The sequence below is a fragment of the Gemmatimonadales bacterium genome, from assembly GCA_036265815.1.
Lineage (GTDB): Bacteria > Gemmatimonadota > Gemmatimonadetes > Gemmatimonadales > GWC2-71-9 > CAVVWJ01.
In genome coordinates this window covers 1-24,280 of record DATAOI010000045.1, presented here as the reverse complement: position 1 = coordinate 24,280, position 24,280 = coordinate 1, and the positions used below count along the sequence as shown (strand labels likewise).

27 protein-coding genes and 1 tRNA gene are annotated in these 24,280 nt (G+C 68.3%); 21 read left to right on the top strand and 7 right to left on the bottom strand.

The genetic code is table 11. The features are described 5' to 3' along the window. The first annotated feature begins 4 nt into the window (after positions 1-4). The 6 genes from VHR41_09415 (at position 5) to murI (ending at position 4,270) form a co-directional block, all read left to right on the top strand. Positions 5-790, top strand: a complete 786-nt coding sequence (locus tag VHR41_09415) for a TatD family hydrolase (protein ID HEX3234405.1) — start codon at positions 5-7, stop codon at positions 788-790. Then, complete coding sequence (locus tag VHR41_09410) at positions 787-2,463, top strand: formate--tetrahydrofolate ligase (GenBank protein ID HEX3234404.1); 1,677 nt, start codon at positions 787-789, stop codon at positions 2,461-2,463. Before VHR41_09415 ends, VHR41_09410 begins: the two co-directional genes overlap by 4 nt. Further along, positions 2,463-2,849 carry a RidA family protein gene (locus VHR41_09405; protein ID HEX3234403.1) on the top strand — a complete coding sequence of 129 codons (387 nt, stop codon included), beginning with the start codon at positions 2,463-2,465 and terminating at the stop codon, positions 2,847-2,849. The genes VHR41_09410 and VHR41_09405 overlap by 1 nt, the downstream gene beginning before the upstream one ends. 6 nt (positions 2,850-2,855) lie before the next feature. Next, positions 2,856-2,953 (top strand) — tRNA-Sec (locus VHR41_09400). Positions 2,954-2,990: 37 nt separating this feature from the next. Further along, complete coding sequence (locus VHR41_09395) at positions 2,991-3,473, top strand: hypothetical protein (GenBank protein HEX3234402.1); 483 nt, start codon at positions 2,991-2,993, stop codon at positions 3,471-3,473. Next, a complete protein-coding gene (gene murI, locus VHR41_09390; GenBank protein ID HEX3234401.1) occupies positions 3,470-4,270 on the top strand; it encodes a glutamate racemase in 801 nt (266 codons plus the stop codon). The genes VHR41_09395 and murI overlap by 4 nt, the downstream gene beginning before the upstream one ends. Here murI and VHR41_09385 read toward each other — a convergent pair. Continuing rightward, on the bottom strand, positions 4,224-5,030 hold the full coding sequence (locus VHR41_09385) for a UDP-2,3-diacylglucosamine diphosphatase (GenBank protein ID HEX3234400.1): 807 nt from the start codon (positions 5,028-5,030) through the stop codon (positions 4,224-4,226). The genes murI and VHR41_09385 overlap by 47 nt on opposite strands. A gap of 69 nt (positions 5,031-5,099) precedes the next feature. On the opposite strand from VHR41_09385, the gene VHR41_09380 reads away from it, so the two are divergent. From VHR41_09380 to VHR41_09340, 9 genes are read left to right on the top strand one after another with little or no spacing between them, the layout of a single operon-like run. Then, positions 5,100-5,573: a thioesterase family protein gene (locus VHR41_09380; GenBank protein ID HEX3234399.1), complete on the top strand. Its 474-nt coding sequence runs from the start codon at positions 5,100-5,102 to the stop codon at positions 5,571-5,573. Further along, entirely contained in the window at positions 5,563-7,611 is a 2,049-nt protein-coding gene (locus tag VHR41_09375; GenBank protein ID HEX3234398.1) for a peptidylprolyl isomerase, read from the top strand. The genes VHR41_09380 and VHR41_09375 overlap by 11 nt, the downstream gene beginning before the upstream one ends. Continuing rightward, positions 7,608-10,454, top strand: coding sequence for a hypothetical protein (locus VHR41_09370; GenBank protein ID HEX3234397.1), 2,847 nt, complete (start codon positions 7,608-7,610; stop codon positions 10,452-10,454). The genes VHR41_09375 and VHR41_09370 overlap by 4 nt, the downstream gene beginning before the upstream one ends. Further along, positions 10,454-11,158 carry a hypothetical protein gene (locus VHR41_09365; GenBank protein HEX3234396.1) on the top strand — a complete coding sequence of 235 codons (705 nt, stop codon included), beginning with the start codon at positions 10,454-10,456 and terminating at the stop codon, positions 11,156-11,158. Before VHR41_09370 ends, VHR41_09365 begins: the two co-directional genes overlap by 1 nt. Next, positions 11,124-11,627: an LPS assembly lipoprotein LptE gene (gene lptE / locus VHR41_09360; protein HEX3234395.1), complete on the top strand. Its 504-nt coding sequence runs from the start codon at positions 11,124-11,126 to the stop codon at positions 11,625-11,627. Before VHR41_09365 ends, lptE begins: the two co-directional genes overlap by 35 nt. Then, a complete protein-coding gene (locus tag VHR41_09355) occupies positions 11,621-11,986 on the top strand; it encodes a hypothetical protein (protein HEX3234394.1) in 366 nt (121 codons plus the stop codon). The genes lptE and VHR41_09355 overlap by 7 nt, the downstream gene beginning before the upstream one ends. Positions 11,987-12,037: 51 nt before the next feature. Then, positions 12,038-12,475, top strand: coding sequence for a D-glycero-beta-D-manno-heptose 1-phosphate adenylyltransferase (gene rfaE2, locus VHR41_09350; protein HEX3234393.1), 438 nt, complete (start codon positions 12,038-12,040; stop codon positions 12,473-12,475). After that, a complete protein-coding gene (gene rph, locus VHR41_09345; GenBank protein HEX3234392.1) occupies positions 12,462-13,172 on the top strand; it encodes a ribonuclease PH in 711 nt (236 codons plus the stop codon). The genes rfaE2 and rph overlap by 14 nt, the downstream gene beginning before the upstream one ends. After that, a complete protein-coding gene (locus VHR41_09340; protein ID HEX3234391.1) occupies positions 13,169-13,786 on the top strand; it encodes a non-canonical purine NTP pyrophosphatase in 618 nt (205 codons plus the stop codon). The genes rph and VHR41_09340 overlap by 4 nt, the downstream gene beginning before the upstream one ends. Positions 13,787-13,845: 59 nt before the next feature. Here VHR41_09340 and VHR41_09335 read toward each other — a convergent pair whose 3' ends face one another. Beyond that, complete coding sequence (locus VHR41_09335) at positions 13,846-14,856, bottom strand: hypothetical protein (GenBank protein ID HEX3234390.1); 1,011 nt, start codon at positions 14,854-14,856, stop codon at positions 13,846-13,848. A gap of 341 nt (positions 14,857-15,197) precedes the next feature. Here VHR41_09335 and VHR41_09330 point away from each other — a divergent pair, with 341 nt between their 5' ends. The 6 genes from VHR41_09330 to VHR41_09305 all read left to right on the top strand — a co-directional run bounded on the left by VHR41_09330 (position 15,198) and on the right by VHR41_09305 (position 18,256). Then, complete coding sequence (locus VHR41_09330) at positions 15,198-15,689, top strand: GNAT family N-acetyltransferase (GenBank protein ID HEX3234389.1); 492 nt, start codon at positions 15,198-15,200, stop codon at positions 15,687-15,689. Positions 15,690-15,731: 42 nt separating this feature from the next. Then, entirely contained in the window at positions 15,732-16,148 is a 417-nt protein-coding gene (locus VHR41_09325) for a VOC family protein (protein HEX3234388.1), read from the top strand. Next, complete coding sequence (locus VHR41_09320; GenBank protein HEX3234387.1) at positions 16,145-16,489, top strand: DUF2834 domain-containing protein; 345 nt, start codon at positions 16,145-16,147, stop codon at positions 16,487-16,489. Before VHR41_09325 ends, VHR41_09320 begins: the two co-directional genes overlap by 4 nt. 17 nt (positions 16,490-16,506) lie before the next feature. Next, the gene (locus VHR41_09315; protein ID HEX3234386.1) at positions 16,507-16,824 is read left to right on the top strand and encodes a DUF3303 family protein; all 318 of its coding nucleotides are present in this window, start codon (positions 16,507-16,509) and stop codon (positions 16,822-16,824) included. A 108-nt stretch (positions 16,825-16,932) separates the two neighbouring features. Beyond that, on the top strand, positions 16,933-17,700 hold the full coding sequence (locus tag VHR41_09310; protein ID HEX3234385.1) for an SDR family oxidoreductase: 768 nt from the start codon (positions 16,933-16,935) through the stop codon (positions 17,698-17,700). Between the two features lie 25 nt (positions 17,701-17,725). Further along, positions 17,726-18,256 (top strand): dihydrofolate reductase family protein, encoded by a 531-nt coding sequence (locus VHR41_09305; GenBank protein ID HEX3234384.1) that lies wholly within the window; start codon positions 17,726-17,728, stop codon positions 18,254-18,256. Between the two features lie 789 nt (positions 18,257-19,045). Here VHR41_09305 and VHR41_09300 read toward each other — a convergent pair. The 5 genes from VHR41_09300 to VHR41_09280 all read right to left on the bottom strand — a co-directional run. Then, complete coding sequence (locus VHR41_09300) at positions 19,046-20,281, bottom strand: hypothetical protein (protein ID HEX3234383.1); 1,236 nt, start codon at positions 20,279-20,281, stop codon at positions 19,046-19,048. Between the two features lie 37 nt (positions 20,282-20,318). After that, positions 20,319-21,614, bottom strand: a complete 1,296-nt coding sequence (locus VHR41_09295; protein HEX3234382.1) for a hypothetical protein — start codon at positions 21,612-21,614, stop codon at positions 20,319-20,321. Positions 21,615-22,022: 408 nt separating this feature from the next. Continuing rightward, a complete protein-coding gene (locus VHR41_09290) occupies positions 22,023-22,649 on the bottom strand; it encodes a hypothetical protein (GenBank protein ID HEX3234381.1) in 627 nt (208 codons plus the stop codon). Then, a complete protein-coding gene (locus VHR41_09285; protein ID HEX3234380.1) occupies positions 22,646-23,116 on the bottom strand; it encodes a response regulator in 471 nt (156 codons plus the stop codon). Before VHR41_09285 ends, VHR41_09290 begins: the two co-directional genes overlap by 4 nt. 345 nt (positions 23,117-23,461) lie before the next feature. After that, a partial coding sequence (locus tag VHR41_09280) for a kelch repeat-containing protein (protein ID HEX3234379.1) occupies positions 23,462-24,280 on the bottom strand: 819 nt, incomplete at its 5' end.

Sequence of the window (24,280 nt, the reverse complement as noted above, 5' to 3'; positions counted from 1 at the left end):
GCCGGTGCTGATCGATACCCATTGTCACCTCGCCGATCCGACCTACCAGCCGGATCGCGCGGAGGTGCTGGACCGGGCCTGGGCCGCCGGGGTAGGGCACGTGGTGGTGATCGGCGAATCGCCCGCCGCGGCCGATCAGGCACTCGCCCTCGCCGCCAGCGATCCCCGGCTTTCCGCCACCGCCGGCGTCCATCCACACGAGGCCCGCATCTGGAGCGACGAGATTGAACGCGCGCTCCGCGAGCGGCTCCGGAGCCCGCGAGTGGTGGCAGCCGGTGAGATGGGCCTGGACTATCACTACGACCACTCGCCCCGCGAGGCCCAGCGCGCGGCATTCGAGGCCCAGCTCCGGCTGGCCCGGGAGACCGGCCAGCCGGCCGTAATCCACGCTCGGGAGGCGGACGACGACGTTGCCGCCCTGCTGCGTGCCCACCCGGACGTCCCTGCCATCCTTCACTCCTTCAGCAGCGGACCCGCCCTCTTGCGGGCGGGGTTGGACCTCCGCCACTATGTGTCGTTCAGCGGAATGGTCACCTTCAAGAGCTGGCGGCTGGACGAGGCCATCCTGGAGACGCCGCTGGACCGGCTGCTGCTCGAGACTGACGGCCCCTACCTCGCGCCCGTGCCCCACCGGGGGAAGCGGAACGAGCCGGCGTTCGTCCGTCACGTGGCCGAGCGAATCGCCCGGCTCCGCGGCATGACCACCGAGGAGCTGATCGCGGCCACCGGCCGGAATGCGGCACGCGTGTTTCGACTTCCACCTCTCAGCGCCCGGAGCGCTCCCTCGTGACGACCAGCGTCCCTTCCGATATCGCCATCGCGCAGGCCGCCAAGCTCCGACCGATCCAGGACGTGGCCGCCGAGGTGGGGCTCGGTCCCGACGACATTCTCCTGTACGGCCGCCACAAGGCCAAGATCAGTGCCGAGGCCATCCGGGCCCGCGCACCCACGGGTCGCCTGGTGCTCGTCACCGGGATCAACCCGACGCCCGCCGGAGAAGGGAAGAGCACCGTCACCGTCGGCGTGAGCCAGGCGCTCCGGCGGCTGGGGAAGAAGGTCATGCTCTGCATCCGGGAGCCATCGCTGGGCCCCGTGTTCGGCGTCAAGGGCGGCGCGGCCGGCGGCGGCTATGCGCAGGTGGTGCCGATGGACGAGATCAATCTCCATTTCACCGGCGACTTCCACGCCATCACCTCGGCGCATAACCTGCTCTCGGCAATGCTGGACAACCATCTGCACCAGGGCAACGTCCTCAACCTCGACCCGCGCCGGATCACCTGGCCCCGCACCATGGACATGAACGATCGGGCCCTCCGCTCGATCGTGATCAGCCTCGGCGGCATCAACGCCGGACCGGTGCGCGAGGACCGCTTCGTCATCGTGCCCGGCAGCGAGATCATGGCGATCCTGGCGCTCGCCGCCGATCTCACGGATCTCGAGGCCCGGATCAGCCGGATCATCGTCGGGCTCACCCGCGACCGGAAGCCGGTCACCGCCGGCGAGCTCAAGGCCGCCGGCGCGATGACGCTCCTGCTCAAGGACGCGATCCTCCCCAACCTGGTGCAAACGCTGGAGGGCGGGCCGGCGCTGGTCCACGCCGGACCCTTCGGCAACATCGCCCACGGCTGCAACTCGCTCGCCGCCACCCGGCTGGGGCTCTCCCTCGCGGACATCGTGCTGACCGAGGCGGGCTTCGGCGCCGACCTCGGGGCCGAGAAGTTCTTCGATATCAAGTGCCGGTTCGGCGGGCTCAAGCCCGAGGCGGCGGTGGTGGTCGCCACGGTGCGGGCGCTCAAGATGCACGGCGGGGTCAAGAAGGACGCGCTGGGCACTCCCGATGTGGCCGCCCTCAAGCGGGGGATGGTGAACCTCGAGGCCCACGTGAAGAACGTGCAGAAGTTCGGCGTGCCGGTGATCGTCGCCCTCAACCGCTTCACCTCCGATACCGAGGAGGAGATCCGGTCGGTGCTCGCCGCCGCGGGAACCTGGGGAGCCCGCGCGGCCCTGAGCGAGGTCTGGGCCAAGGGAGGGGCTGGTGGCGAGGCCGTCGCCAAGGAGATCCTGGCCACCCTCGCCGAGGGCAAGGCGGCGTTCCAGCCGATCTACGACGCCGCGCTCCCCATCAAGCAGAAGATCGAGATCATCGCGCGCGAGATCTACGGCGCCGCGGGCGTCGACTACAGTGCCACCGCCGACAAGGCCATCGCCCAGTGCGAGGGCATGGGCCTGGGCCAGACGCCGGTATGCATGGCCAAGACCCAGTACAGCTTCAGCGACGACGCCAGCAAGCTGGGGCGGCCGCAGGGCTTCCGCCTGACCGTTCGAGATGTCTACCCCAGCGCGGGCGCCGGCTTCGTCGTCGCGCTCGCGGGCGAGATCATGACCATGCCGGGCCTCTCCAAGACGCCGTCCGCCGAGGCGATCCGGGTCCACGCCGACGGCACCATCGAGGGACTCTTCTGATGCCGACCGGCTTCGTTTCGACCCCGGACGCGCCCCGCGCGATCGGCCCCTACAGTCAGGCCACCCGGGCCAATGGCTTCCTGTTTACGGCCGGACAGGTCGGGTTCGATCCCGCCACGGGGGAGCTGGTCGACGGTGGCATCGCGGAACAGACCGAGCGGGTGCTCGCCAACCTCGGCGCGATTCTTCGGGCGGCGGGCCTCGAGCTCTCCAGCGTGGTGAAGACCACGGTCTTCCTGGTCGACATGGCGGACTTCGCCCGGATGAACGAGGTCTACGCCCAGGCGTTTGGCGACCACCGGCCCGCGCGCTCGACCGTGGCGGTGGCCGCGCTGCCCCGCGGCGCGCGGGTCGAGATCGAAGCCGTCGCGGTGTTACCTTCCTGAGCTGACGGGGGCGGATCTGGCCTGGTGGCTGGGCCGGTCTTCAAAACCGCGATGGAGGCGCCTCCGGCGGCTCCGGTGGGTTCGATTCCCACACGCTCCCGCCACCCCGTTCCCACTGCCCCTCCTCTGACTGGGACTCGCGTGATCCTGCGCCGGGCCGCACCGCTCGCTCGTCTCGCGCTCGTCGTCCTGCTGGCAGCGGGCGGGGCCCCCGTGCTCGCCGCCCAGGACTCCGCGGCCATCGCTCGGGTCGACTCGCTCGCCCGCCGGGTCAGCCCGATGAACGCCTTCTGGCGCTCCTTCCTGGTGCCGGGCTGGGGTCAGGCCAAATTGGGCCGGAAGCTGACCGGCGGCCTCTTCGTAGCCTGGGAAGGTCTGACTCTGGGGATGAGCATCAAGACCCGGCACGAGCTGGCCTATCTCAGACGGACCAACTCCGCCCGCGCCGACGACAAGGCCGGTGAGCACCAGGACTGGATCGTGCTGCTCGCCTTCAACCACCTGTTCGCCGGCCTCGAAGCATATGTGTCGGGCCATCTCACCGACTTTCCGCGCGACCTGCGCGTGGAGGCGGTACCCGGCGGCGTCGGCGCGGCGGTCTCGGTGCCCTTCAGGGTCCGATGAATCGCGCCCCGGTCGGGATCTTCGACTCCGGGATCGGCGGGCTCACCGTCGCCCACGCAGTGTTCGAGCGGCTGCCGAGGGAGTCGACCATCTACTTCGGCGACACCGCCCGGGTGCCCTACGGCCCCAAGTCCCCCGAGACGGTGAGGCGCTACAGCCAGGAAATCCTCCACTGGCTGCTGGGGCAGGGGGTCAAGGCGGTGGTGATCGCCTGCAACACCAGCACCGCGCACGCGCTGGAGACGCTGCAGGCGGAGTCTCCGGTGCCGGTGATCGGAGTGATCGAGCCGGGGGCTCGCGCCGCGGCCGCCGCTTCGGTCAATGGCCCCATCGGCGTGATCGGGACGGCGGGAACCATCGCGAGCAACGCCTACGCCCGCGGCATCCAGCGCGCCCGGCCGGGCGCAGTGGTCGTGCAGCAGCCGTGCCCTCTGTTCGTCCCGCTGGTGGAAGAGGGATGGTTCGAGCATCCCGCGGCGGAGCTGATCGCGCGCGACTACCTGGAGCCGCTCCGTCGGGTCAAGGTCGACACGCTCGTCCTCGGCTGTACCCACTATCCGCTGCTGAAGCCGCTCATCCAGCGGGTGATGGGGCCGTCGGTTCAGCTGATCGACAGCGGCGAGGAAACCGCGAGCGCGGTCGACCTCGCGCTTCGCGCCGCGGGAATCGAGGCGCCGCCGGGCGTCGGCGCCCGGCACCGCTTCGCCGTGAGCGACGACGAGGCACGCTTCCGTGCCGTCGGATCCCGCTTTATCGGGGAGCGGTTGGTTGCGGCGGAGGTGGTGCCGCTGGGGTGAATCCGCGAAGCTCGGCGCTGGTCTCGGTGGCCACCGCATACCGCCCGTTGTCGAACCAGGCTCCCGGATTGAGGTACTGCCGGCCCGGGGCAGCCTCCGAGAGGGCGGCCCGGTGGGTGTGTCCCATCACCAGCAGTCCGAGCTCGGGCTCCGACGTGAGGCGCCGCTCCGCCCACTGGCGCTGCCGCTCGGCCGCGGCACCCACCGCGGCTTCGCCCGGGGCATGGTTGCCCAGATGCGGCCCTATGATGTCGACCAACCGCAGCCCCAGCTCGGGATGAATCCACCGGTAGACCGCGGCAGTGATCCGATGGTTGATGAGACGGTGCACGAGAGTCGCCCTGAGCCCGGGCTCGGTCAGGCCGTCCCCATGGATTGCCAGCACCTGGCGGCGCCCGATCTCGAACCTGGCCAACAGCGGCTCGAATCGAATGCCGAGGTCGCGGGCCCAGAAGTCGCCGCCCCAGCGGTCGTGATTTCCCCCCACCATCACGATCGGAAGGCGGCGACGCCCGAGACCCGCCAGCGCCGCCGCCACGTGAAAGCCGCGCCGGGGAACGACCCGCGAGTAGGAGAACCAGAAGTCGAAGAGGTCGCCGTTCAGCAGGAGGCAGTCACCCAGCGTCGGCACGGCCTCGAGGAAGGCCAGGAGCCTCTCCTCGACGTCAGGCGGTGCTCCACCCAGGTGGGCGTCGGAGACGACGACGAGCGCATGCCCCAGCACGGCGCCAAAGATGGATCGCTTGCCATCCGGCCGCAACCGCGGGCCGGCGCCGCGGCGGTGTCTCGGACCGGCGTCCGGACGTCTCTCACCCCATGAGGCTGACCCATGACCGTTCCTGAGGTCTCGGAGACGCTGGTGCGGGTCAACTACTCCGAGACCGATCAGATGGGGGTCGTCTACCACGCCCGCTACCTCGTGTGGCTCGACATTGCGCGGACCGAACACCTGCGGCTGAGCGGGATGAGCTATCGCGAGCTGGAGCACGCCGGCCTCCGCCTGGTGGTGGGCGAGGTGGCCGTCCGCTACCGCGAGCCTGCCCGGTTCGACGATTCCCTCCGCATCCGCTGCTGGGTGCGCGAAGTGGGCTCCCGGCGGATCGACTTCGGCTACAGTGTGGAGCACGCCGAGGACGGACGCCTGTTGGCCACCGCGTTCACGTCGCTGATGGCGCTGAGCACGGCCATGACCCTCACCCGACTACCCGATGCCGTCCGAAGCGCCCTCGTTGCTATTCCCGACCCGGTCCGGCTGCAGCTCGGCATCGAGCGCCAAACGCGAGGGAGGCAGCATGCCCTGTAGCCGGGTGCGGGCCGGACGTTGGCTCGTCGCCCTGTGCCTGGGCGGTCTCCTGCCGCTCGTCGCCGCCCCGCTGGCGGCGCAGCAGGAGGCAGTGATCGAGCAGCTCGCGCCGCTCCTGGCCGCCGAGGACGCGCGCGACTTTCAGCCGGACCTCTACCGCAGAGCCTTGGTCTCACCCGACTCGCTGGTCCGCCGGATCGCGGCCGTCGGTGCCGGCCGGATCGGTGACCTGCGCGCCACACCGCTCCTGGTGCCGGTGTTGGCCGATCCGGACTCCACCGTTCGGGTGGCCGCGGCGTTCGGCCTCGGCCTGCTGAGAGACACGGCGGCCGTTCAGCCGCTGATCGACCGCCTGACCGGGACACCGCCGCTGGAGTCGGTCTCCGCGGGAGAGGCGGTCACCGCCCTCGCCAAGATCGGGGGCCGCCGCGTGGGCGAGTTCTTTTCCGCCGTGCTGGGCCACCGGGTGGTCCTCTCGGTGGCCGATCCCGCGTCGGTGATCAACCAGCTGGTGCTGGAGTCCTGGCGTCTCGGCGCCGACGCCCCGATCCAGGGACTGCTCCCCTTTACCGACGACACCAGTGGCAGCGTCCGCTGGCGTGCGGTCTTTGCCCTGGCACGGCTCCGCGCGCCGGCCGCCGCCAATCGGCTGCTCCTGGCGCTCAAGGATTCCGATCCCTTCATCCGCTCGCTGGCTGCTCGGGGAATGACGCGGAGCTTTGCCGAGACGGCCAAGCTGGCGCCCGCCAGCGCCTCGGACCTGCTGGTTCGGAGCGTGGTCGATCCGAGCCCTCTGGTGAAGATCAACGCCCTCCTGGCGCTCGGGAGCTATCACGATTCGACCCTCGCCGTGCGCGTGACGCCGCTGCTCGATGATCCCTTGCCCAACGCCCAGGTGCAGGCGGCGGATGCGCTGGGGCAGCTCGGCGGCTCCGAGGCCGCCAAGGGCCTGCTGAAGGTGATGAAGGGAAAGCGGACGTTTGCCGCCCGGCGCGCCTCGCTGGTGGCCTTGGCCCGCATCGATACCGCCGCGTTCGCCGCGGCGGCCGCGCCCTGGCGCGGGAGCGCCGACTGGCGAGAGCGGGCCGCCGCGGCCGAGGGTTCGGCGGTGGCCAGTCCAGGAAAGTCGCCCTGGTTTCTCGCGGATGCTGACGGTCGGGTGGTCGCGGCCGGACTGCTAGCGTGGTCCGATGCACTGCAGGGGCCCGATCCGGCGCTCCTCGCCGCGGCCCGGCCGCTCCTCTCGCACCCCGACGCCGGCGTGCGGAGCGTCGCGGCCGACGCGGTGGCGCGGGCCGCCGACCCGGCCGACCTGCCGGCCCTGGCCGCGATGTACGCCCGTACCGGGCACGACTCCTTCCCCGAGGCGGCCCTCTCCGCCCTCGGTGGCATCCTGGCGATCCAGAAGAGCGGTCCCGCGGCTCGGGCCCGGGTCGAGCGGGAGTTCCTTCAGACTTCCACCAGGCCGGCCAACTATCTGATCCGCCGCTGGGCCGAGGACAACTGGAGCGAGGCGGCCGAGCGCTGGGGTGCGGCGTACCCCCTCGCGACCGGTCGCACGCTGGAAGACTACCGCGACCTGGTGCGCCGGTATCTCACCGCCAGCGATTCCGTGGCGCGCCCGCATGTCATCATCGACACCGAAGGCCGCGGCCCCATCGAGGTCGAGCTGCTCGGCCCCGACGCTCCCCTCACCGTCGCCAACTTCCTGCGTCTGGTGGATCGCCGCTTCTTCGACGGGCACCACTGGCACCGGGTGGTGCCCAACTTCGTCATCCAGGACGGCGACCCGCGGGGTGATGGGTTCGGCGGACCGGGGGGCGCCATCCGGGACGAGATCAACCGCATCCGTTACGACGGGCCGGTCGTGGGCATGGCGCTCTCCGGCCCCGACAGCGGCTCCAGCCAATGGTTCATCAACCTGAGCGCGCAGCCCCACCTGGACGGCACCTACACGGTGTTCGGCCGCGTGGTCGGAGGCACCGTGACGTTGACCCGCATCACACAGGGGGACGTGATCCGCACGATCCGCCGATGACCCAGCGCTCCCGATTTCTGCTCGCCCGCGCCCTCCTGCTCGGCGTATTGCTGAGCGTCGCCGCTCACCCGGCGGCAGCGCAGTTCTTCGCCTTCGGCCAGAACAAGATCCAATATCGCAAGCTGGACTGGCGCATTCTCCGGGGCGAGCACGTCGATCTCTACTACTACCCGGCCGAGGCCGACCTCGCTCCGGCCGCGCTGAGCTATGCAGAGGAGAGCTACGACACGCTGGCCATGCAGTTCCAGCACGAGGTGACCAACCGTATTCCCCTCATCGTGTACGCGTCTCATACCGATTTCGAGCAGACCAACGTGCTCCCCTACACCCCGCCTGAGGGGCTGTTGGGCGTGACCGACTTTCTCAAGCGTCGGGTGTCGCTCCCCTTCCGGGGCAACTTCGCCGAGTTCCGCCATACCATGCGGCACGAGATGGTCCACGTGTTCCAGCTCGACCTCCAGGCGGAGAGCTATATCCAGGCCCCTCGCTCCAGTCGCTTTGCCTTTCCCTTGTGGTGGAGCGAGGGCCTGGCGGAGCTCTGGTCCGGCGGGCAGGACGCGCGCGACGAGATGGTCATGCGGGACCTCACCCTCACCGGCCGCCTGCCGACCCTCAAGCAGCTCACCTGGGTCACCAGCGGACTGGTCTACCCCATCGGCGGGCAGATTCATCGCTGGCTGGCCGATACCTACGGCGACTGGCGGGTGGCGCTGATGTACAAGGAATACAACCGGCACCCCACCTTCGACGCGGCCATGCAGTCGATCTATGGCCGAAACCTGGATCAGCTCAACGAGGAGTTCCAGCTGGCCATGCGCCGGCGGTACTACCCCTCGGCCGACACTCTCGCTCCGCTCAGCGTCCTGGGTACCGAGGTGGCCAAGCTGGCGGTGAAGCCGGTGCTGCTTCCCGACACGGCCGACGGCGAGTCGGGCGATGTGGCGTACCTCTCGCCGGCCACCGGCTACGTCGCGATCTACCGAAAGTCGCTCGAGGGCGGGCGGGCCCACGCGGTGGTGACCGGCGGCCGGTCGGCTCAGCTCGAGTCGTTTCATCCGTTCGAGTCCCGCATGGATGCGTCGCGTCGGGGCATCCTGCTCTTCACCGCGCGCTACGGCGACCGGGACGCGCTCGTGGTGTGGGATCTCGACCGCCGGCGAGTGGCGGGACGCTATCAGTTCTCCGAGCTGGTCTCGCTGCTTTCTCCCCACTGGATGCCGGATGGCGAGAGCATCGTGGTGAGCGGCCTCTCCCAGAGTGGCGTGTCGGATCTGTATCGGGTCCGGATCTCGGATGGCAAGCTCGAGCCCCTCACCAACGATCGCTACCAGGACCTCGACCCCTCTCCCAGCCCCGATGGACGCCACATCGTCTTCGCATCCGACCGGACCGCCGGCGGGATGGAGGGCGCCGTCAACCTTTTCCTGCTGGATGTCGCGACTGGCCGCTCCCGCCAGCTCACCTCCGGTCACTGGGTCGACGAGGCGCCGATCTGGGCCCAGGACGGCCGGATCTACTTCAGTTCCGATCGCGATGGCGTTCTCAACGTCTTCTCGGTGGATACCCTCGGCGGGGGGCGGCGGGAGACCTCGGCCTGGACTGGCGCGTTCGACGCGGTGCCTCTGCCCGACAGCGCCGGCCTGGTGGTCGGCGGATTTCACGACCTGAGCTGGAACCTGTACCGTTATCCGGTCGATTCGGCGGCCCGCGCCGATCGCTTCGACCTGCCGCCGCCCGCGCCCGACGGCAAGTGGAACTGGCAGTTGCCCACGGACACGGTCAGCCTGGCCGCCTCACACGAGCCGTACCGGAGGCGGCTGAGCCTGGACTTCGCCGCGGGCGATGCGGTGATCGTGCCGGGCTTCGGTGGGGCCCAGGGGATCTTCTTCGTCATGAGCGATCTGCTGGGCGACAATTTGCTGCTCGGCTCCGTCTCCTCCTTCCAGGGCCGCCGCCTCGGCAGCATCCTCTCCAACTTGAGTGGCCAGGCGTTGTACCTGAACCAGTCGCGCCGGGTCAACTGGGGCATCGGTGCCTTCCGCACCAAGAGCCGCAACTTCGAGGGCGAACAGGTGGTCTCCTACGACGAGACCGCCTACGGCGTGCTCGGCGTGTTGCGCTATCCGCTGAGCCGCTTCACCCGGATCGAGGGCACGTTCGTCGCCGAGCACTCGGACCGGGTGGACTTCACTCTGCCGGTCGACCAGCCCCGCCGGATCGGCTGGATCGCCTCCCATTACTTGAGCTACGTCCACGACAACTCGCTCTGGATCAACAGCGGCCCCATCGACGGCGGGCGCGTGAGCTTCACGGCCGGTGTCTCCAGCGATTTCTCCAACGGCCGCTTCGACAGCTACATCTTCAGCGGCGACTGGCGGCGTTACCTTCGGGTCGGCCGCCGGGGCGCCTGGGCGCTCCGGGCGCTGGGCTACTACAGCGGCGGCGACCGGCCCCGCCGCATCAACATCGGAGGCACACTCGGCCTCCGCGGCTATCCTCAGTTCGGCTACATCGTCGGGTCCCGGGCCTTCATGTTCAACCAGGAGCTTCGCTTCCCCCTGCTTACCCACCTCACGCTCGGCACGGGACTCGGTGACATCACCTTTCCCGAGATCCAGGCCGGATTGTTCACCGACATGGGGCAAGCCACTTTCCCGACCACGACCTCGAGAGCCCTGCTGGGGAGCTACGGGATTAGCTTCCGCATGGCGCTCGGACCGCTGGCCGTGCTGCGGCTCGACCTGGGTCGGCGCTTCAGCAACGATGACTTCCAGGGCTACGGCCTCGCCCCGGATCAGAGGGACGCCGGTTTCCTCAGCTTCTTCTTCGGCTATAACTATTGATGCGACAACGCGTTTTCGTTGACCGAGGAAGCTGCCTGGCATATCTTGCGCTGGCCTCGGTGGGGTGCCGCACCGCGCCCGGTCCGCTGGTGCCCGAAGGTGCAGGCCCGGTCACTCTCGAGCAGGTGTCCACCTGGGTCAACGCGACGCGCCCCATCGAGCACAAGCTGCATCGCTTCAAGTGGCTCTTTCAGGACGAGCGCTCCAGTGCTGGCGGCAGGGGCAGCGCGCGCATCGCCCCGCCCGACTCGTTGCGCTTCGATGTGGCGGGGCCGTTCGGGTCGGGCGCCGCGTCGGCGGCCGTAATCGGCGATCGGCCGCTCTGGGCCGAGCCGCCTGACGCGGTCAAGAAGCTGGTGCCCAACTACCCGCTGATGTGGGCCATGTTCGGCATCGCACGGATGCCGGACGAGGGCGCCGAGCTTCGCGGCCTGACGAAAGGCGATGTGATCAGCTGGCGCTACGACGGCCCGACCGACACCGTGGAGTACGTGCGGACCACGGGCAAGGCGGGCAAGCTCGTTGCGGAGGTGCGCCACGCCGGGAAGGTGGTCGGGCGAGCCGAGACGACCCTCGACCCGTCGGGCGCTCCCGTGAGCGCGCGGCTGCTGGTGCCAACCGTGCCGGCCAAGCTCAATCTGACCTTCCTCTCCACTGCGCGGGCCCATTTTGCGCCTGACATCTGGACTGCTCGCAAGCCTTAGCACCGTCGGGCTGGCCGCCTGTCTCTACGGCTTCGCCGGCGGCGGGCTGCCCTCCAACATCAAGACCGTGGCGCTGCTCCCCTTCGACAATCAGACCTCCGAGCCCACCCTGACCCAGGAAGTCGCGGTGCGGGTGCGCGATGCCGTTCAGAGCCGCCTCGGCCTCCGGGCCGCCAGCGAGGCCCAGGCCGATGCCGTGGTCCGCGGGACCATCTCCCGATACGAGCCCGACATCCCGGTGCAGTATTCGGGCAACGAAGGAGAGTCGCAGGTGAACGTCACCCGCCGCCTGGTCCACATCACCGTGTCGGTCCAGATCCAGGATCAGCGCGCGGGGAAGCCGCTGTGGGAGCGCAGCGGTCTCCTGCTTGAGGGGGACTATACCCAAGGGCAGGAGGCCCAGGGCCGCCAGAAGGCGCTCGACAAGCTGGTGACCTACATCGTCGAAGGAGCGCAGTCGCAATGGTAGGGCGCCCGCCGGCGCTCCGCCGCGGCACCAGCACCTTGGGCTGTCTCGTGTCGCTCGCCCTGTTCGTCGGCGCGTTGTACTACGGCGTTCACATCGGCCAGGTATATCTCCGATATTACGAGATGCTGGACGACATGCGAAGCCAGGCGCACATGGCATCCAGCTCCTCCGACACCGTCATTGCCATCCACCTGCGTGCCCAGGCAGACTCCCTCCTCGGCCAGACCCCGCGCTTCCACATCACCCGCGGCGGCCGGCCCAATCGGATCACCATCCAGACCGAGTACAGCGAGAGTGTCGACCTCCCGTTCTTCAAACACACCTTCGTCCTCCGGCCGCGCGCCGAGGCGCCGCTCTAGCCACCGCCGGTGACCGGCACCGCGGGAAAGGTTCGCGCCCTTCCGGCGGCTATGGACTGGCGCCGATCGCAGCACGCCCCCGTCGCGTTCACCAACGGAGTGTTCGACCTGCTGCACCCCGGCCATGTCGAGCTGCTCGAGGCAGCCCGCCGGGAGGGCGGCGCGCTCGTCGTCGGGCTCAACAGCGACGCGTCGGTCCGGCGGCTGGGGAAGGGAGCCGAGCGGCCGGTGGCCGCCGAGGCGGCGCGGGCGCGCGTGCTGGCGGCGCTCGCCGCCGTGGACTGCGTCGTGCTGTTCGACGACGAGACCCCGCGTCAGCTCATCGAAGCCCTCGCCCCCGACGTGCTGGTGAAGGGGGCGGACTACTCCCGGGATCGCATCGTCGGTGCCGACTGGATCGAGGCCCGCGGCGGCCGAGTCGTTCGGGTACCGCTCGTCGCCGGCTTCTCAACCTCTGCTCTCGTGGAGCGTCTCCGTGCCCCGTCCTGATGGCCGCACCAACGCGCAGCTGCGCCCCCTGGCGCTGGAGCGCCGCGCCAATCCCTACGCCGAAGGGTCGTGCCTGATCCGGATGGGCGGCACCCTGGTCCATTGCACGGCGTCGGTCGAGTCCGGCGTACCCGGGTTCAAGAAGGGAACCGGCGAAGGCTGGGTCACGGCCGAGTATGCCATGCTGCCGCGGGCCACCCTCGAGCGGACCTCCCGGGAGCGGAACGGGCCCGGCGGACGCACCCAGGAGATCCAGCGGTTGATCGGCCGCTCGCTTCGCGCGGCGATGGCGACGATGGCTTTTGGCGAGCACACCATTCGCATCGACTGCGACGTCCTCCAGGCCGATGGCGGCACCCGCACCGCCGGCATCACCGGCGGGTGCATCGCGCTGGCCGATGCCTGCACCTGGCTCTCGGAGCGGACCGGCATCCCCTCGCCGTTCGGTCAGCTCGTCGCCGCCGTGTCGGTTGGCGTGGTGGACGGTGAGGAGCGGCTCGACCTGGCCTACCTGGAAGACCGGGATGCCCATGTAGACGCCAACGTGGTGATGCTCGATCCCGCGCGATTCGTCGAGGTGCAGGGAACCGGGGAGCACGCCAGCTTCTCGCGTGGGCAGCTCGAGACCCTGCTCGACCTCGCCGAGCATGGCATTGCCGAGCTGTTCGAGGCTCAGCGGCGCGCGCTCGGCCTGTGAGGCTGCTGGCCGCCACCCGCAGTGAAGGGAAACAGGCGGAGTTCCGCCGGATCCTCGTTCCGGTCGGCATCGAGGTGGCGTTCCCCGACGAGCTCGGCCTCTCTGAGTCGCCGGCCGAGGACGCGCTCGAGGTGGCCGAGAGCTTCGAGGGAAACGCGAGACGCAAGGCCGAGCACTTCGCCCGGCGGAGCGGGTTTCCCACCGTGGCCGATGATTCCGGGCTCGAGGTGCTATCCCTGGGTGGCGCGCCGGGCGTTCGCTCCCGGCGCTGGGCCGGCGCGTCCGGTACGCCGGCGGAAATCGACGCGGCGAACAACGCCGAGTTGCTGCGCCGCCTTCGCGGTGCGCCCGAGGCCCGCCGGCGCGCGCGCTATCGCTGCGTCCTGGTCTTTCTGGAAACCTCCGACGCTGTGCCGCGGGTCTTCGAGGGATCCTGCGCCGGCCGCATCCTGGAATCCCCGCGAGGGACCGCCGGCTTCGGCTACGATCCGCTCTTCTGGAGCGACGAGCTGGGGAAGGCCTTCGGTGAGGCGACGGCGGAGGAGAAGGATGGGGTGAGCCACCGGGGTCGGGCGCTCGCCGCGCTGGCGGGGGCGCTGGGCTCGCGCCGGTAGACCTTCCTGAGCCCAGCGAAGGGGCATAGCCCCTTCGCGCCCGCCGACCGATGCCAGTCCTAGTGCGAATACATCGGGCTCCGCTCGTCGTACGAGTTATGCGAGAGCCGGGTAGCGGTTCCACCCGCGGCGCTCACACTCCAGATCTGGATATGCCCGTTGCGCGTGCTTGAGAATACGATCTTGGCGCCATCCGGCGACCAGCTCGGCCACAGGTCCGTCCCGGTGGAATAGGTGAGACGCTTGATCGAACCATCGACCAGACTCTTGACGAAGATCTCCTGATCGCCACTGCTCACGGCGTTGCTAAAGGCGATCCGCTTTCCGTCTCGCGAGAAGGCCGGCCCGTCCAGGGTTGGCCCGGGTGCGGACCCGAGCGTCGCATGTCCAGTGCCGTTGGCGTTCATTAGGTCCAGGCTATAGGAGCTCGCGCTCGTGTTGATGTAGACAATCCTCTGGCCGGTGGGATCGTACGACGGTTGCTTGCCCTGTACCGCAGCACCTCCACTCGCGACGCTCCCCAGGATGCGCGCGGACAGATGCACCCAGCCAAGATACCGGGTCGCCCCGTTTACGGTGACCAGGATGTGCGAGCCGTCAGGCGCCCAGGAGGGGTCGGTGAGGTTGTAAGGAGAGGGGGTGGACAGCACCCAATGTCCGTTGGTGCCGTCTGCGTTGATCACATAAATGTCGGAGTGGGTGACGTTCGCGGCGTCCTTCCGGGGGCGCACCAGGGCAAGTCGTTTGTTGTCCCAGGACCAGGCCGGATCGACTTCGTATGCAGCCGAGGTGGTGAGCCGGGTGACGTGGTATCCCTGTGTGTCCATCAGGTAGATGTCGTCGTTCCCGTTCCTGTGGGACGTGAAAGCAATCCGCGGCCAGGTGGCCAGGGTCTGCTCCGGGACGGGAGACTCGCCCGTGGGGTCGACCGGATCGGTGGCGCCGACAGGGCTGAGTGGGGTATCGCCGCCGTTGCAGGCGCCGAGCGCAGCGAAGACGCCGAAAAGGAGGCGGCGGACCTTCGAGCGGAGTGACCTGAATTGCGGCAGCCGGCAAAGCGGGCAGTACATCGGTGTCTCCTAGGACTCGAAGTCCCGGTGCGAGTAGGCAAGGAACTGCGTCCGAACGCTCCGAGTCTACGCCCGGCGGTCACCCCCGAATCACCTCGCGATCACCTCGGCTTTGGCGGGGCGGGCTGCGAACGTCTAAGTTGTTGGCTGATAACGATGGGGGCTGCCCCTGGTCAGGTCGCGTCGATCTGGCTGGGGGGTGCGGAGGCCAGCAGACCACCTGCGCCGGAGGGTGGATGCAGACATGGCGGAATAGACTCCGGTGAGTGATGTTAGGCGCGATGAGTGGCCAGGAATGTCGGTCCACTTCCCAGTTAGACCGCGCCCTGGACGCTATGGACATGCACGTGCGACCCGCGCGGGTGGAAGACCGCCAGCGAATGCTCGAGGTATGGGAGCACTCCGTTCGCGTAACCCATCATTTTCTCGCTGAGAGCGACATCGCAGCACTCCGCCCACTCGTCGCCGAGGAGCTCGCGAGCGATGCAGTCGATTGGTGGGTACTTCTATCTGCCGCGGAGGCGCTCATCGGCTTTCTAGGCTACACCGAGGACACCATCGAAGCGCTGTTCATCGACCCTGACCACCGGGGGCACGGGGGAGGCAAATTCCTCGTGGCACACGCGCAGAGTCTTTCCGGGGGCGCGCTGGCGGTCGAGGTCAACGAGCAGAATGAAGCCGCGCTACGGTTCTACACGGCGCTCGGGTTCTCCGTGGTTGGGCGGTCGCCAACGGATGCGGGCGGCCGGCCGTTCCCGATCCTGCACATGACACGTGCAGTGCCAGCTCGCCCCGAAGATCAGTCGAGTCAGACTGGAGCGGAAGCGAGCTGACTGGCTAACGCGCCGGCGCCGGCTAAAGCCGCAGGAGGGAGGATGGTCGAGATGGCCACAGTGCAGGTCCGCTACATTGTCCACGACGTCGACGCGGCGATCGAATTCTATACCAAGCAGTTGGGTTTCACCCTCGAGATGCATCCGGCTCCGCCCTTTGCCATGCTTTCCCGCGGCGATCTGCGTCTCGTGCTCAGTGCGCCCAATCCTATGGGCGGTGGTGGACAGTCCATGCCCGACGGCACGATGCCCGAGCCGGGTGGTTGGAATCGATTCGCTATCGAGCTCAGCGATCTTGATGCCACGGTGGAGGTCCTGCGCAGGAGTGGCGTTCACTTTCGGAATGAGATCGTCCAGGGCGTGGGCGGCAAGCAAATTATCGTTGAGGACCCGTCGGGAAACCCGGTTGAGCTCTTCGAGCCGATCCTCCCGGAGGCTCGTCTCGAGAAGCGGACGTGACATCCGTCGTTCCGCCCTTGAGGCCAAAGCACCTCTACCTCGGGCTCTGCGTGCTGGGGACGATTCTCCCGTGGGCGGCGTTCCTGCCCTTTCTTCGCACTCATGGCCTGAATGTCCGGGCCTTCCTCGATCAGCTCTTCGGGACGCCAGTCAGTAGCTTCTTCGGCTGGGATGTCATCGTCTCGTCGCTGGTGCTGTGGGCCTTCGTGCTGGTGGAAGGGCGGCGACTCGCCATGGCGCGGCGCTGGCTGCCTATCGTGGGCAATCTGCTGGTGGGGGTATCGCTGGGCTTGCCCCTGTTCCTGTATCTGCGGGAACTGCGACGCGAGGCCGCAGGCTGATCACGCGAACCGGCGACATGAGCATCTCCCGAGGCACAAGGATCTTCGCGACCGGAGGCTCCGTGCTCTACATGGTCATCGAGCGGTTCCGAGGCGGCGATCCCGTGCCGGTCTACCGGCGCTTCCGGGAGCGCGGCCGGCTGGCCCCTGACGGTCTCCGGTACGTCGCGAGTTGGGTGACCGCCGATCTCGAGCGCTGCTATCAGGTGATGGAATGCGACGAGCGCGACCTGCTGGAGACCTGGATGGCGCAGTGGCGTGACCTGGTGGAATTCGACGTGGTACCGGTGCGCACCTCCGCGGAGACCGTTGCGCTGCTCGCCCCCAAGCTGTGAAGTCGGCACTCTCACAAATCTGCGGCCGTCCGCATGCCGGCTGGCGTCCATGGAACCTGAGCGCAGGATGTGGCGCACCCGAATGGGCTCGTACATCTTCCCGCTACGATGACTGACTTCGCAGGCAAGGTCGCCCTCGTTGCTGGAGCCGCGTCTGGAATCGGCGCGGCCGTCGCTGCACGGTTAGCGGCTGCGGGTGCGGAGGTCTACCGGGCTGACCTGAACTGGCCCGGGACCGAGGTCCTGGCCAGCGCCAGGTCGAAGGCGCACGTGATCGTCTTGGATGTGCGGGAGGAGGCGGCCTGGATGGCGGCCATGGAGATGATCCTCGCAGCCGGTCGGCAGCTGGACGTGCTGGTCAATTGCGTGGGCGTGTCTGCGGCAAGTCCCCTCCCTGACACGACGCTCGCCGAGTGGCGGCACGTGTTGGCCACTAATCTGGACGGGGCCTTTCTGGGCACCAAACATGGAATCCGGACCATGCGCACCGCCGGCGGCGTCATCATCCATGTGGGCTCCGCCTCCGGCATTCGTCCCGCGCCGGGGGCGGCGGCCTACTCCACCAGCAAGGCCGGCCTTCGGATGCTGGTCAGCACTGCGGCCAAAGAGTGCCGGGACGCCGGCCTCGCGATCCGCATCAACCTCGTGAGTCCCGCCGGGGTGAAGACACCCATGTGGCGATCGATGCCGTTCTTTCAGGAATTGACACGCAAGCTCGGTTCCGAGGAGGCGGCATACGAGGCGATGGCCACGGGCGGCGGCGGACGTTTCATTGAGCCGGACGCAGTTGCGCGAGTGGTCTGCTTTCTGGCGAGCGACCAAGCCCAGCACGTGACGGGTGTAGACTTGCCCGTTGACGACGGCTACGTGCTCTGATAGCAGTTCTCAGAACGGAAGTCAGATGCGCCAAGTGCTGTACCGCGTTGCCGCGAGCCTTGACGGCTTCATCGCCGGACCCCACGGCGAGCTGGACTGGATCGTATCCGACCCCACGCTGGATCTCGCGAAGGTCTACGAGTCCGTGGACACCGTCCTCCTGGGGCGGCGCACCTATGAACTCACCCGCCAACCGGGTGCACCACCCTGGCCGCGGGGTTGGCAGATCTATGTCTTCTCCCGGATGCTGAGACCGGCGGAGCACCCAGGGGTGACGGTCGTGAGCGCCGACGCCGGCCCACGCGTCGCTGCCCTCCGGGCTGCGCCCGGCCGGGAAATTTGGCTCTTTGGCGGGGGGAGCCTGTTCCGGAGCCTGCTGGTGGCCCAGCAGGTGGACTTCGTGGAGGTCGGGGTCATGCCCGTCCTGCTCGGGAGCGGCATTCCCCTCCTGGAGGCGGGAGCACCGCTGACCCGGCTCGCCCTGGAGCACGTGCAGAGGTATCCAAGTGGGCTGCTCGGCCTACGGTACCGGGTTCCCACCGCCGCTGCTGTCTAACCCGCAAATGCAGCCGACAAGGGCTACTGGACTGCGCTGCTACCAGCAGCCGGATGAAGCCACTATGTTGCACCTCGCTCCACGGTCGGTCGGAGTAGCTAAAGTGTTGTTGTAGGACAAATACGGGGTGTGGCGCAGTCCGGTAGCGCGCCTGCTTTGGGAGCCCATCCACACGTGCCGATCTTCGCATAGGGTTTGGCCTTTCCCTCGGAAGATGCGGAAGGGGTGCGAAGGCCGATCATGGCCTTTGCGCCCCTTTCCGTAGCCAAACGTGCACACTCCTCACCCAGCGGGGACTCGCCGCTCGGGTCCAGAGTGCGCGGGTCTGATCGGGGCCCCGGTCACTTGCTCGTAGCCCCCGATGTCGTCGCAGCCGCCCCCGTGCCCACGCAGCACCGGGCGCTGATCTGTCGTCGGGCTACTTGGCGTCGAGGCGGCATGGATCGCCGGGCCCCCACCCAGAGTGGGGCCGCCGTTCTCGGCCAGCGGAGAAAGCTTGAGGTCGAGCGGGTGCTCCTGCTGCCTACCTGGTTGCCGTCAACCGGTCGCTGACGCCCGAGCCGTTGCCGATCCGCAGCCGTTGGGCGAGCCGATCAACCAGTGGCTCCTGCTGCTCGCCTTGATGCCCGGCTCAGAGGTGTGCCGCCGTGGCTGCTTGCGGCGTTCTGGAAAACGATCGGTGGGACCAAAGAGACCGTTTATCAGGTCTTTGCTGCCCTGGATGATCCAACCGCTGCAGCGTCCCGACAGGTCCGGCCTGGCGCCGCAAGCGCTGCCTGATCCTAACGACTACGGGCCGGCGACTGCGGTCGGTACCTTGCGGTCGACTGTCGTGCCGTCGCCGAGTGCTGCGGACCGATTGTCTCCCCAACAGTAGGCCACCGCGCCCGGAGTCTTGCCGCAGGAATAAAAGTTACCTGCACTCACTTGACCAAAGCTGAGCCCACCGGCGACCGCTACCGGGGTCGTCCGCAAAGTGGTGGTGCCATCGCCGAGCTCGCCAACCGCATTGTCGCCCCAGCAGTAGACCCGATTGTCCGTAGTCTCGCCGCAGCTGTGGAACGTGCCGGCGCTTACTCGGCCGAAGCTGATCCCTCCGGCCACCGCCCTTGGCCAGAAGCTCAAGTACAGTTTGCCATTGCCGAGTTGCCCATGTCGGCCGTCACCCCAGCAGAAGGCTCGGTCGCCGGTAGTCACGGCGCAGCTGTGGGTGAACCCCGCGCTGATCTGTCGAAAGTGGCGGGTACTTACTCGGGATGGCTTCAGGCGGGGGGACGCCTCCGAGCTATCCCCAACTTGGCCGTTGTGATTCTGCCCCCAGCAGAAACCTTCGTCTGTGGTCGTTACGCCGCACGAGTGGCCGAGGCCGGCGCTCACTTGCCGGAACGAGTGTGCGCCCGCGACCGCGACCGGTAGCACATGACCAGTGGTCGTGCCGTCGCCGAGCTGGCCGACGGCATTGGCTCCCCAGCAGTAGCCACGCCGGTCAGGATAGCTCACGCCACAGGTATGGCTGGAGCCCGCATCCACCTGGCTGAACAGGTGCCCACCGCCGACCAGGGCCGGGCGGGGGCGATTGGTCGTGGTGCCCTCGCCCAGCTGACCGTCTTCGTTGTCTCCCCAACAGTAGGCTCGATTGTCCGTCGTCACCGCGCAGGTATGCCGGAAGCCAACGCTGATTTGCCGGAAGGGGTGTCCGCCCACGACCGCAACGGGCCTCAGCGTCAGCTCTTCCGTGGACGTGCCGTTGCCGAGCTGGCCCAGATTATTCTGGCCCCAACAGTACGCCCGATGGTCCGTGGTCACACCGCAGGTGTGGGAGTCGTCAGCATCCACCTGGGAGAACGCCAGCGCCGCCGTCGAGGTGGCGAGAGCCGGCCCTATGGGTGCTGGGCCGGTGGGTGACTCGGCCTCCTCCCGGCAACCAAGCGCAGCTACCACGATCGCCGTCCCGAGCAGCCAGACACGCCGGCGGGCGAGCACGACCGAGCCTGGGCGACCGAAGATCCGGATGCGTGAATGCATGAGACTTACCTCCAATGTCCCCGCAGCCTGGGGGGCGTCAGATCGGGCTCTTGACCCCGCTCGGCTTGGTGCTGCACGGAACGCCGAGCTGACACGCCTCAGGCCCCGTGCTGGTGCCGACGCCGAGCTGGCCTTGCTGGTTGAGGCCCCAGCAATACCCCAGGCGATCGGTGGTGATGCCGCAGGAGTGCTGGCTGAATCCGTTGGTGGTCACGGCGAGGAAGTGAAGTCCGCCGGTGACCCGCACCGGCGTCGACCGCGACAGGATGGTTCCGTCTCCGAGCTGCCCGGCATTGTTTCGTCCCCAGCAGAAGGCCAAGTCCGCGAGCGTCACGGCGCACACATGGCCATGGCTCAGATTCAGCCCCCGGAAGTGGCGACCACCCGGTATCGCGACGGGCGTGAAGCTGACACCGCCAAAAGGCTTCTCGCCCCAGCAGTAGGCGAGGTTATCGGTGGTGAGGCCGCAACTGTAGCCTCCCTCCTGCTCCTCGCTCGGGATCAGAATGAGGCCACCGCCCGCGACCACCATCCGGAAGTGGAGGCCGCCGGCGACCGGAACAGGCGCCGAGCTCCCCGTGGCGGTTCCGGTGCCGAGCTCGCCATTACCATTCGCCCCCCAGCAGTAGCCCTGGTTGCCTGTGGTTGCGCCGCACGTGTGCAGGGCACCGGCGATCACTTGTTGAAAGTGCAGCCCACCAGAGACCCGGAGTGGGGTGAGACGATTGAACCCGGTCAGGCTGAAGGGATTGCCCAGCTTGCCCAGTTCGTTGCTACCCCAACAGAAGGCCACGTCCGCAGTGGTCACGGCACAAGTGTGCGAAGGACCCGCGCTCACCTGGCCGTAGCTCCGACCTCCCGCAACCGCCACCGGCTTCAGCCGATTGGTGTTCTGAGTGCCGTCCCCGACCTGGCCGTCCCCATTCCCTCCCCAACAGTAGGCCCGGTTCGTGGTGGTGATACCGCAGGTGTGGACCTGACCGGCGCTCACCCGGAGGAACAGGAGCCCGCCGGCCACGGGGACCGGCCTGAGGCGCGGGCTGGTGGTGCCGTCGCCGAGCTGGCCATTGCCGTTGCTGCCCCAGCAGTACGCCTTGTTGGCGGTGGTCACGCCGCACGTGTGGTGGCCGCCCGCGCTCATCTGGGCGAAGGACAGGATCGCGGTGGTCGCGAGCGCCGGCGCGCCCGCCTTGTCCGGAACCGCGGGTGACATGGTGTCCTCACCGCAGCCGAGCAGGGTCAGAAGCAGGGCCGGGGCGAACGCGGCGGGGGCGATGCGGCGCCACGGCCGGTCGGGCCGGGTGACCTCTTGGCGCGGGATCTTGCTGGACATGGACTCACCCTGACTTGCGACAGGCTGGGGGGCTGGAACCCCCACGGCGGACCCACCCACCCGGCCGTGGCACTGGGGGACTCAAGGAGTCTGCGAAATCTCGGTCAAGCCGGAGTCAAGTGGAATAGCGAGGAGATGCCTACGTCTGGACGAACCACAGGCTATCGCGAACCCTGGTAACCGGTTGGACCACTTCGAGCAGACTGATCATTGGGACGGCCGCGGGCTCGATATCCTCATCTCCCATACGGGCTACGCCCTGTATCTGGAGATGCTCTGGAAGCTGATCGAGGGGCTCGCCTCACACAGGAACGCCCCTCGGGACGCCAGACCGTTGATGCCTGGCTCAGCGGGTGCCCCCGGCGTTCTGGGCCGGCGGAACTCGATCGACGTGCGTCCCACCGGGCCCTATCGGCCGCGTCCCCGGAACAGCTCCGAGCGTCCCTCCGCCTGGGTACAGGCGCGGTTCTTCACCTTGTACCAGACCGTCTCGGAGGCGTAGGGATCCGCCTTCCGTTTGGCCACGATCCCCTCCAGATCGAGACGCTGGGCCGCGTCGAACAGGTGCCGGCCGTGTGCCTCGACCGTGAGCACCTTGAGCAGGTCGTTCGTGTCCTCGGGAAGCACCCGCTCGAGGCGCGCCTTCCGCTCCTCCAAGGGCAGCCCGCGGAGATCCCGCCCGTCGACCCACAAGAGGTCAAACGCGACATAGGCGACCGGCCCTCGCGCGGCGAACAGGTCATGGAACATCGGTCGGCCCGTCTGATCCAGCGACACGATCTCGCCGTCGAGAATGGCTTCCCATGCCAGCAGATGCTCTCGCAGCTTGGGCTCGAGCTCGCCGAACCGGGTCAAGAAGAACCCACGCTTGGACCGGATGAGGCAGCTCTCGCGGGTCAGGTGCACGAGCCCCCGGAATCCATCGTACTTGGGCTCGAACAGGTAAGCCGGATCGTCGAACGGCTCGGCGCGGAGCACCGGCACGATCGGCTCGACCAGGGGCAGCGTCCTGGGGCGAGGGCGCGGGAGGCTCACTCGTGCTCCTCACGCCTGCCCCGGCGCCGCTGGGGTGAGGAGTGGCGTCGGTGACGGAGACCAGTCGGTGGCCCCGCCAGCTCACCCAGGAGTCGGTAGACCGCCGGGAACGTGACCGGCTTCTGCAGGACCCGGAACTCGGGATAGCCCGCCAGGAGCTCAGCGTCGCTGCCGGCGGGATCCGTGGCCATGAGGGCGATCTGGAGCTTGGGCTGGAGCTCGCAGGCCCGCTCCGCCAGCTCCCCGCCGTCCATGACGGGCAGGATCAGGTCGGCGATGAGGAGCCGGATCTCGTTCGGGTGCTGCTTCAGGTACCGGAGGGCGTCCCGGCCGTCCTTCGACGCCTGGACCGGGTAGCCCATGTTCCGGACCATCCGGCAGACGATGGACCGGGGGGTGAACTCGTCATCCACCACGGAGGGCTTGGGGTAGAGCGGGGTGACTGGGGCGTCCCCTAGGACGGGCATAGGCCCTCGGCCGCTGGCATAGTGGCGTTGGGCCCTCCCCACGAAGAGGGCGCGGCGGGGCCGCTCTGGCCCCGTGGATGAACCCTATGAGAGGGTCAGCTGGTCCTCTGTGAGCGGGATAACAGGACGGGATAGATAAAGTTTGGCGCGGTCAGCCGTCACACCGGCGGGGTCGTCCGGGAGCTCTGCTGGACCGACTGCGATTCGCTTGACTTCGGCTTGACTGCAGCGGGTGAGCTTGCAGGCGAATTGGGAGTCGCCAGATGCGCGTGCCGGAGGCAGCTGTGTGGTCGTCTCTAGCCGCCGATCAAAGAAAGAGAGCGAGGATAGATCGATGCGGTCCCCTCAAGTCTGTGCTTCGCCGTCTCGTTGCGGTCTCCTGTGAAGCGTCGCCGGGGTCCTCGCCCCAGCCCTGCTCTTCAGCCTGGTCGGCTGTCGCGACGACGCCCGGATCCCGACCGAGCCCGTGCCCGACGGTGTGATGCCGGCTGCGACTCCCGAGCTCGCTGCGGCCCCGAACACCTGGCTCACGCGGGGCGACATGTGGGGCACCGAGCGTCGGGGTGTCGCCACCGCAGTTGTCCGCAGCAACCACTTGTTGGGCGCACTGCACCAGTCGCTGTCTTGGCAGCTGGTGACCACGTAGAGTCGACCGTCAATCGCGGCGGTCACGCCGTTCAGCCCAAAGGTCGGCATGTACCGCTTCGTGGCCCAGGTGTCCGCCACTGGGTCGTACACGTACAGCCCGTCACTGTAGCCCTTATCGGGCGTCCGCAGGCCGCCGGAAACGTAGATCTTGCCGCCGATGACCCCGGTCCCATTCGTCGCCATCAACGGGACCGGCAGCGGTGCGCGCAGCGTCCAGCTGTTGGTCGCGGCGTTGTAGGCCATGACCCGGCTCAGGGGCGCCCCGGTGACGGTCTGCCCCCCGACAGCGTAGAGAACCGACTGCCCCACCGCGTTCGGCACAACTGCGGTGGCGACACCCCGACGCTCGGTGCCCCACATGTCGCCCCGCGCAGGCCAGGTGTTCGGGGCCACAGCGAGCTCGGGAGTCGCAGCCGGCATCACACCGTCGGGCACGGGCTCGGTCGGGATCCGGGCGTCGTCGCGACAGCCGACCAGGCTGAAGAGCAGGGCTGGGGCGAGGACCCCGGCGACGCT

Bases quoted from the DNA above. Each gene is read 5' to 3' on its own strand.
- VHR41_09405 (HEX3234403.1), top strand. From the start codon at position 2,463: ATGCCGACCGGCTTCGTTTCGACCCCGGACGCGCCCCGCGCGATCGGC.
- murI (HEX3234401.1), top strand. From the start codon at position 3,470: ATGAATCGCGCCCCGGTCGGGATCTTCGACTCCGGGATCGGCGGGCTC.
- VHR41_09380 (HEX3234399.1), top strand. From the start codon at position 5,100: ATGACCGTTCCTGAGGTCTCGGAGACGCTGGTGCGGGTCAACTACTCC.
- VHR41_09375 (HEX3234398.1), top strand. From the start codon at position 5,563: ATGCCCTGTAGCCGGGTGCGGGCCGGACGTTGGCTCGTCGCCCTGTGC.
- VHR41_09370 (HEX3234397.1), top strand. From the start codon at position 7,608: ATGACCCAGCGCTCCCGATTTCTGCTCGCCCGCGCCCTCCTGCTCGGC.
- VHR41_09365 (HEX3234396.1), top strand. From the start codon at position 10,454: ATGCGACAACGCGTTTTCGTTGACCGAGGAAGCTGCCTGGCATATCTT.
- VHR41_09355 (HEX3234394.1), top strand. From the start codon at position 11,621: ATGGTAGGGCGCCCGCCGGCGCTCCGCCGCGGCACCAGCACCTTGGGC.
- rfaE2 (HEX3234393.1), top strand. From the start codon at position 12,038: ATGGACTGGCGCCGATCGCAGCACGCCCCCGTCGCGTTCACCAACGGA.
- VHR41_09335 (HEX3234390.1), bottom strand. From the start codon at position 14,856: ATGTACTGCCCGCTTTGCCGGCTGCCGCAATTCAGGTCACTCCGCTCG.
- VHR41_09330 (HEX3234389.1), top strand. From the start codon at position 15,198: ATGCACGTGCGACCCGCGCGGGTGGAAGACCGCCAGCGAATGCTCGAG.
- VHR41_09325 (HEX3234388.1), top strand. From the start codon at position 15,732: ATGGTCGAGATGGCCACAGTGCAGGTCCGCTACATTGTCCACGACGTC.
- VHR41_09315 (HEX3234386.1), top strand. From the start codon at position 16,507: ATGAGCATCTCCCGAGGCACAAGGATCTTCGCGACCGGAGGCTCCGTG.
- VHR41_09310 (HEX3234385.1), top strand. From the start codon at position 16,933: ATGACTGACTTCGCAGGCAAGGTCGCCCTCGTTGCTGGAGCCGCGTCT.
- VHR41_09305 (HEX3234384.1), top strand. From the start codon at position 17,726: ATGCGCCAAGTGCTGTACCGCGTTGCCGCGAGCCTTGACGGCTTCATC.
- VHR41_09300 (HEX3234383.1), bottom strand. From the start codon at position 20,281: ATGCATTCACGCATCCGGATCTTCGGTCGCCCAGGCTCGGTCGTGCTC.
- VHR41_09295 (HEX3234382.1), bottom strand. From the start codon at position 21,614: ATGTCCAGCAAGATCCCGCGCCAAGAGGTCACCCGGCCCGACCGGCCG.
- VHR41_09285 (HEX3234380.1), bottom strand. From the start codon at position 23,116: ATGCCCGTCCTAGGGGACGCCCCAGTCACCCCGCTCTACCCCAAGCCC.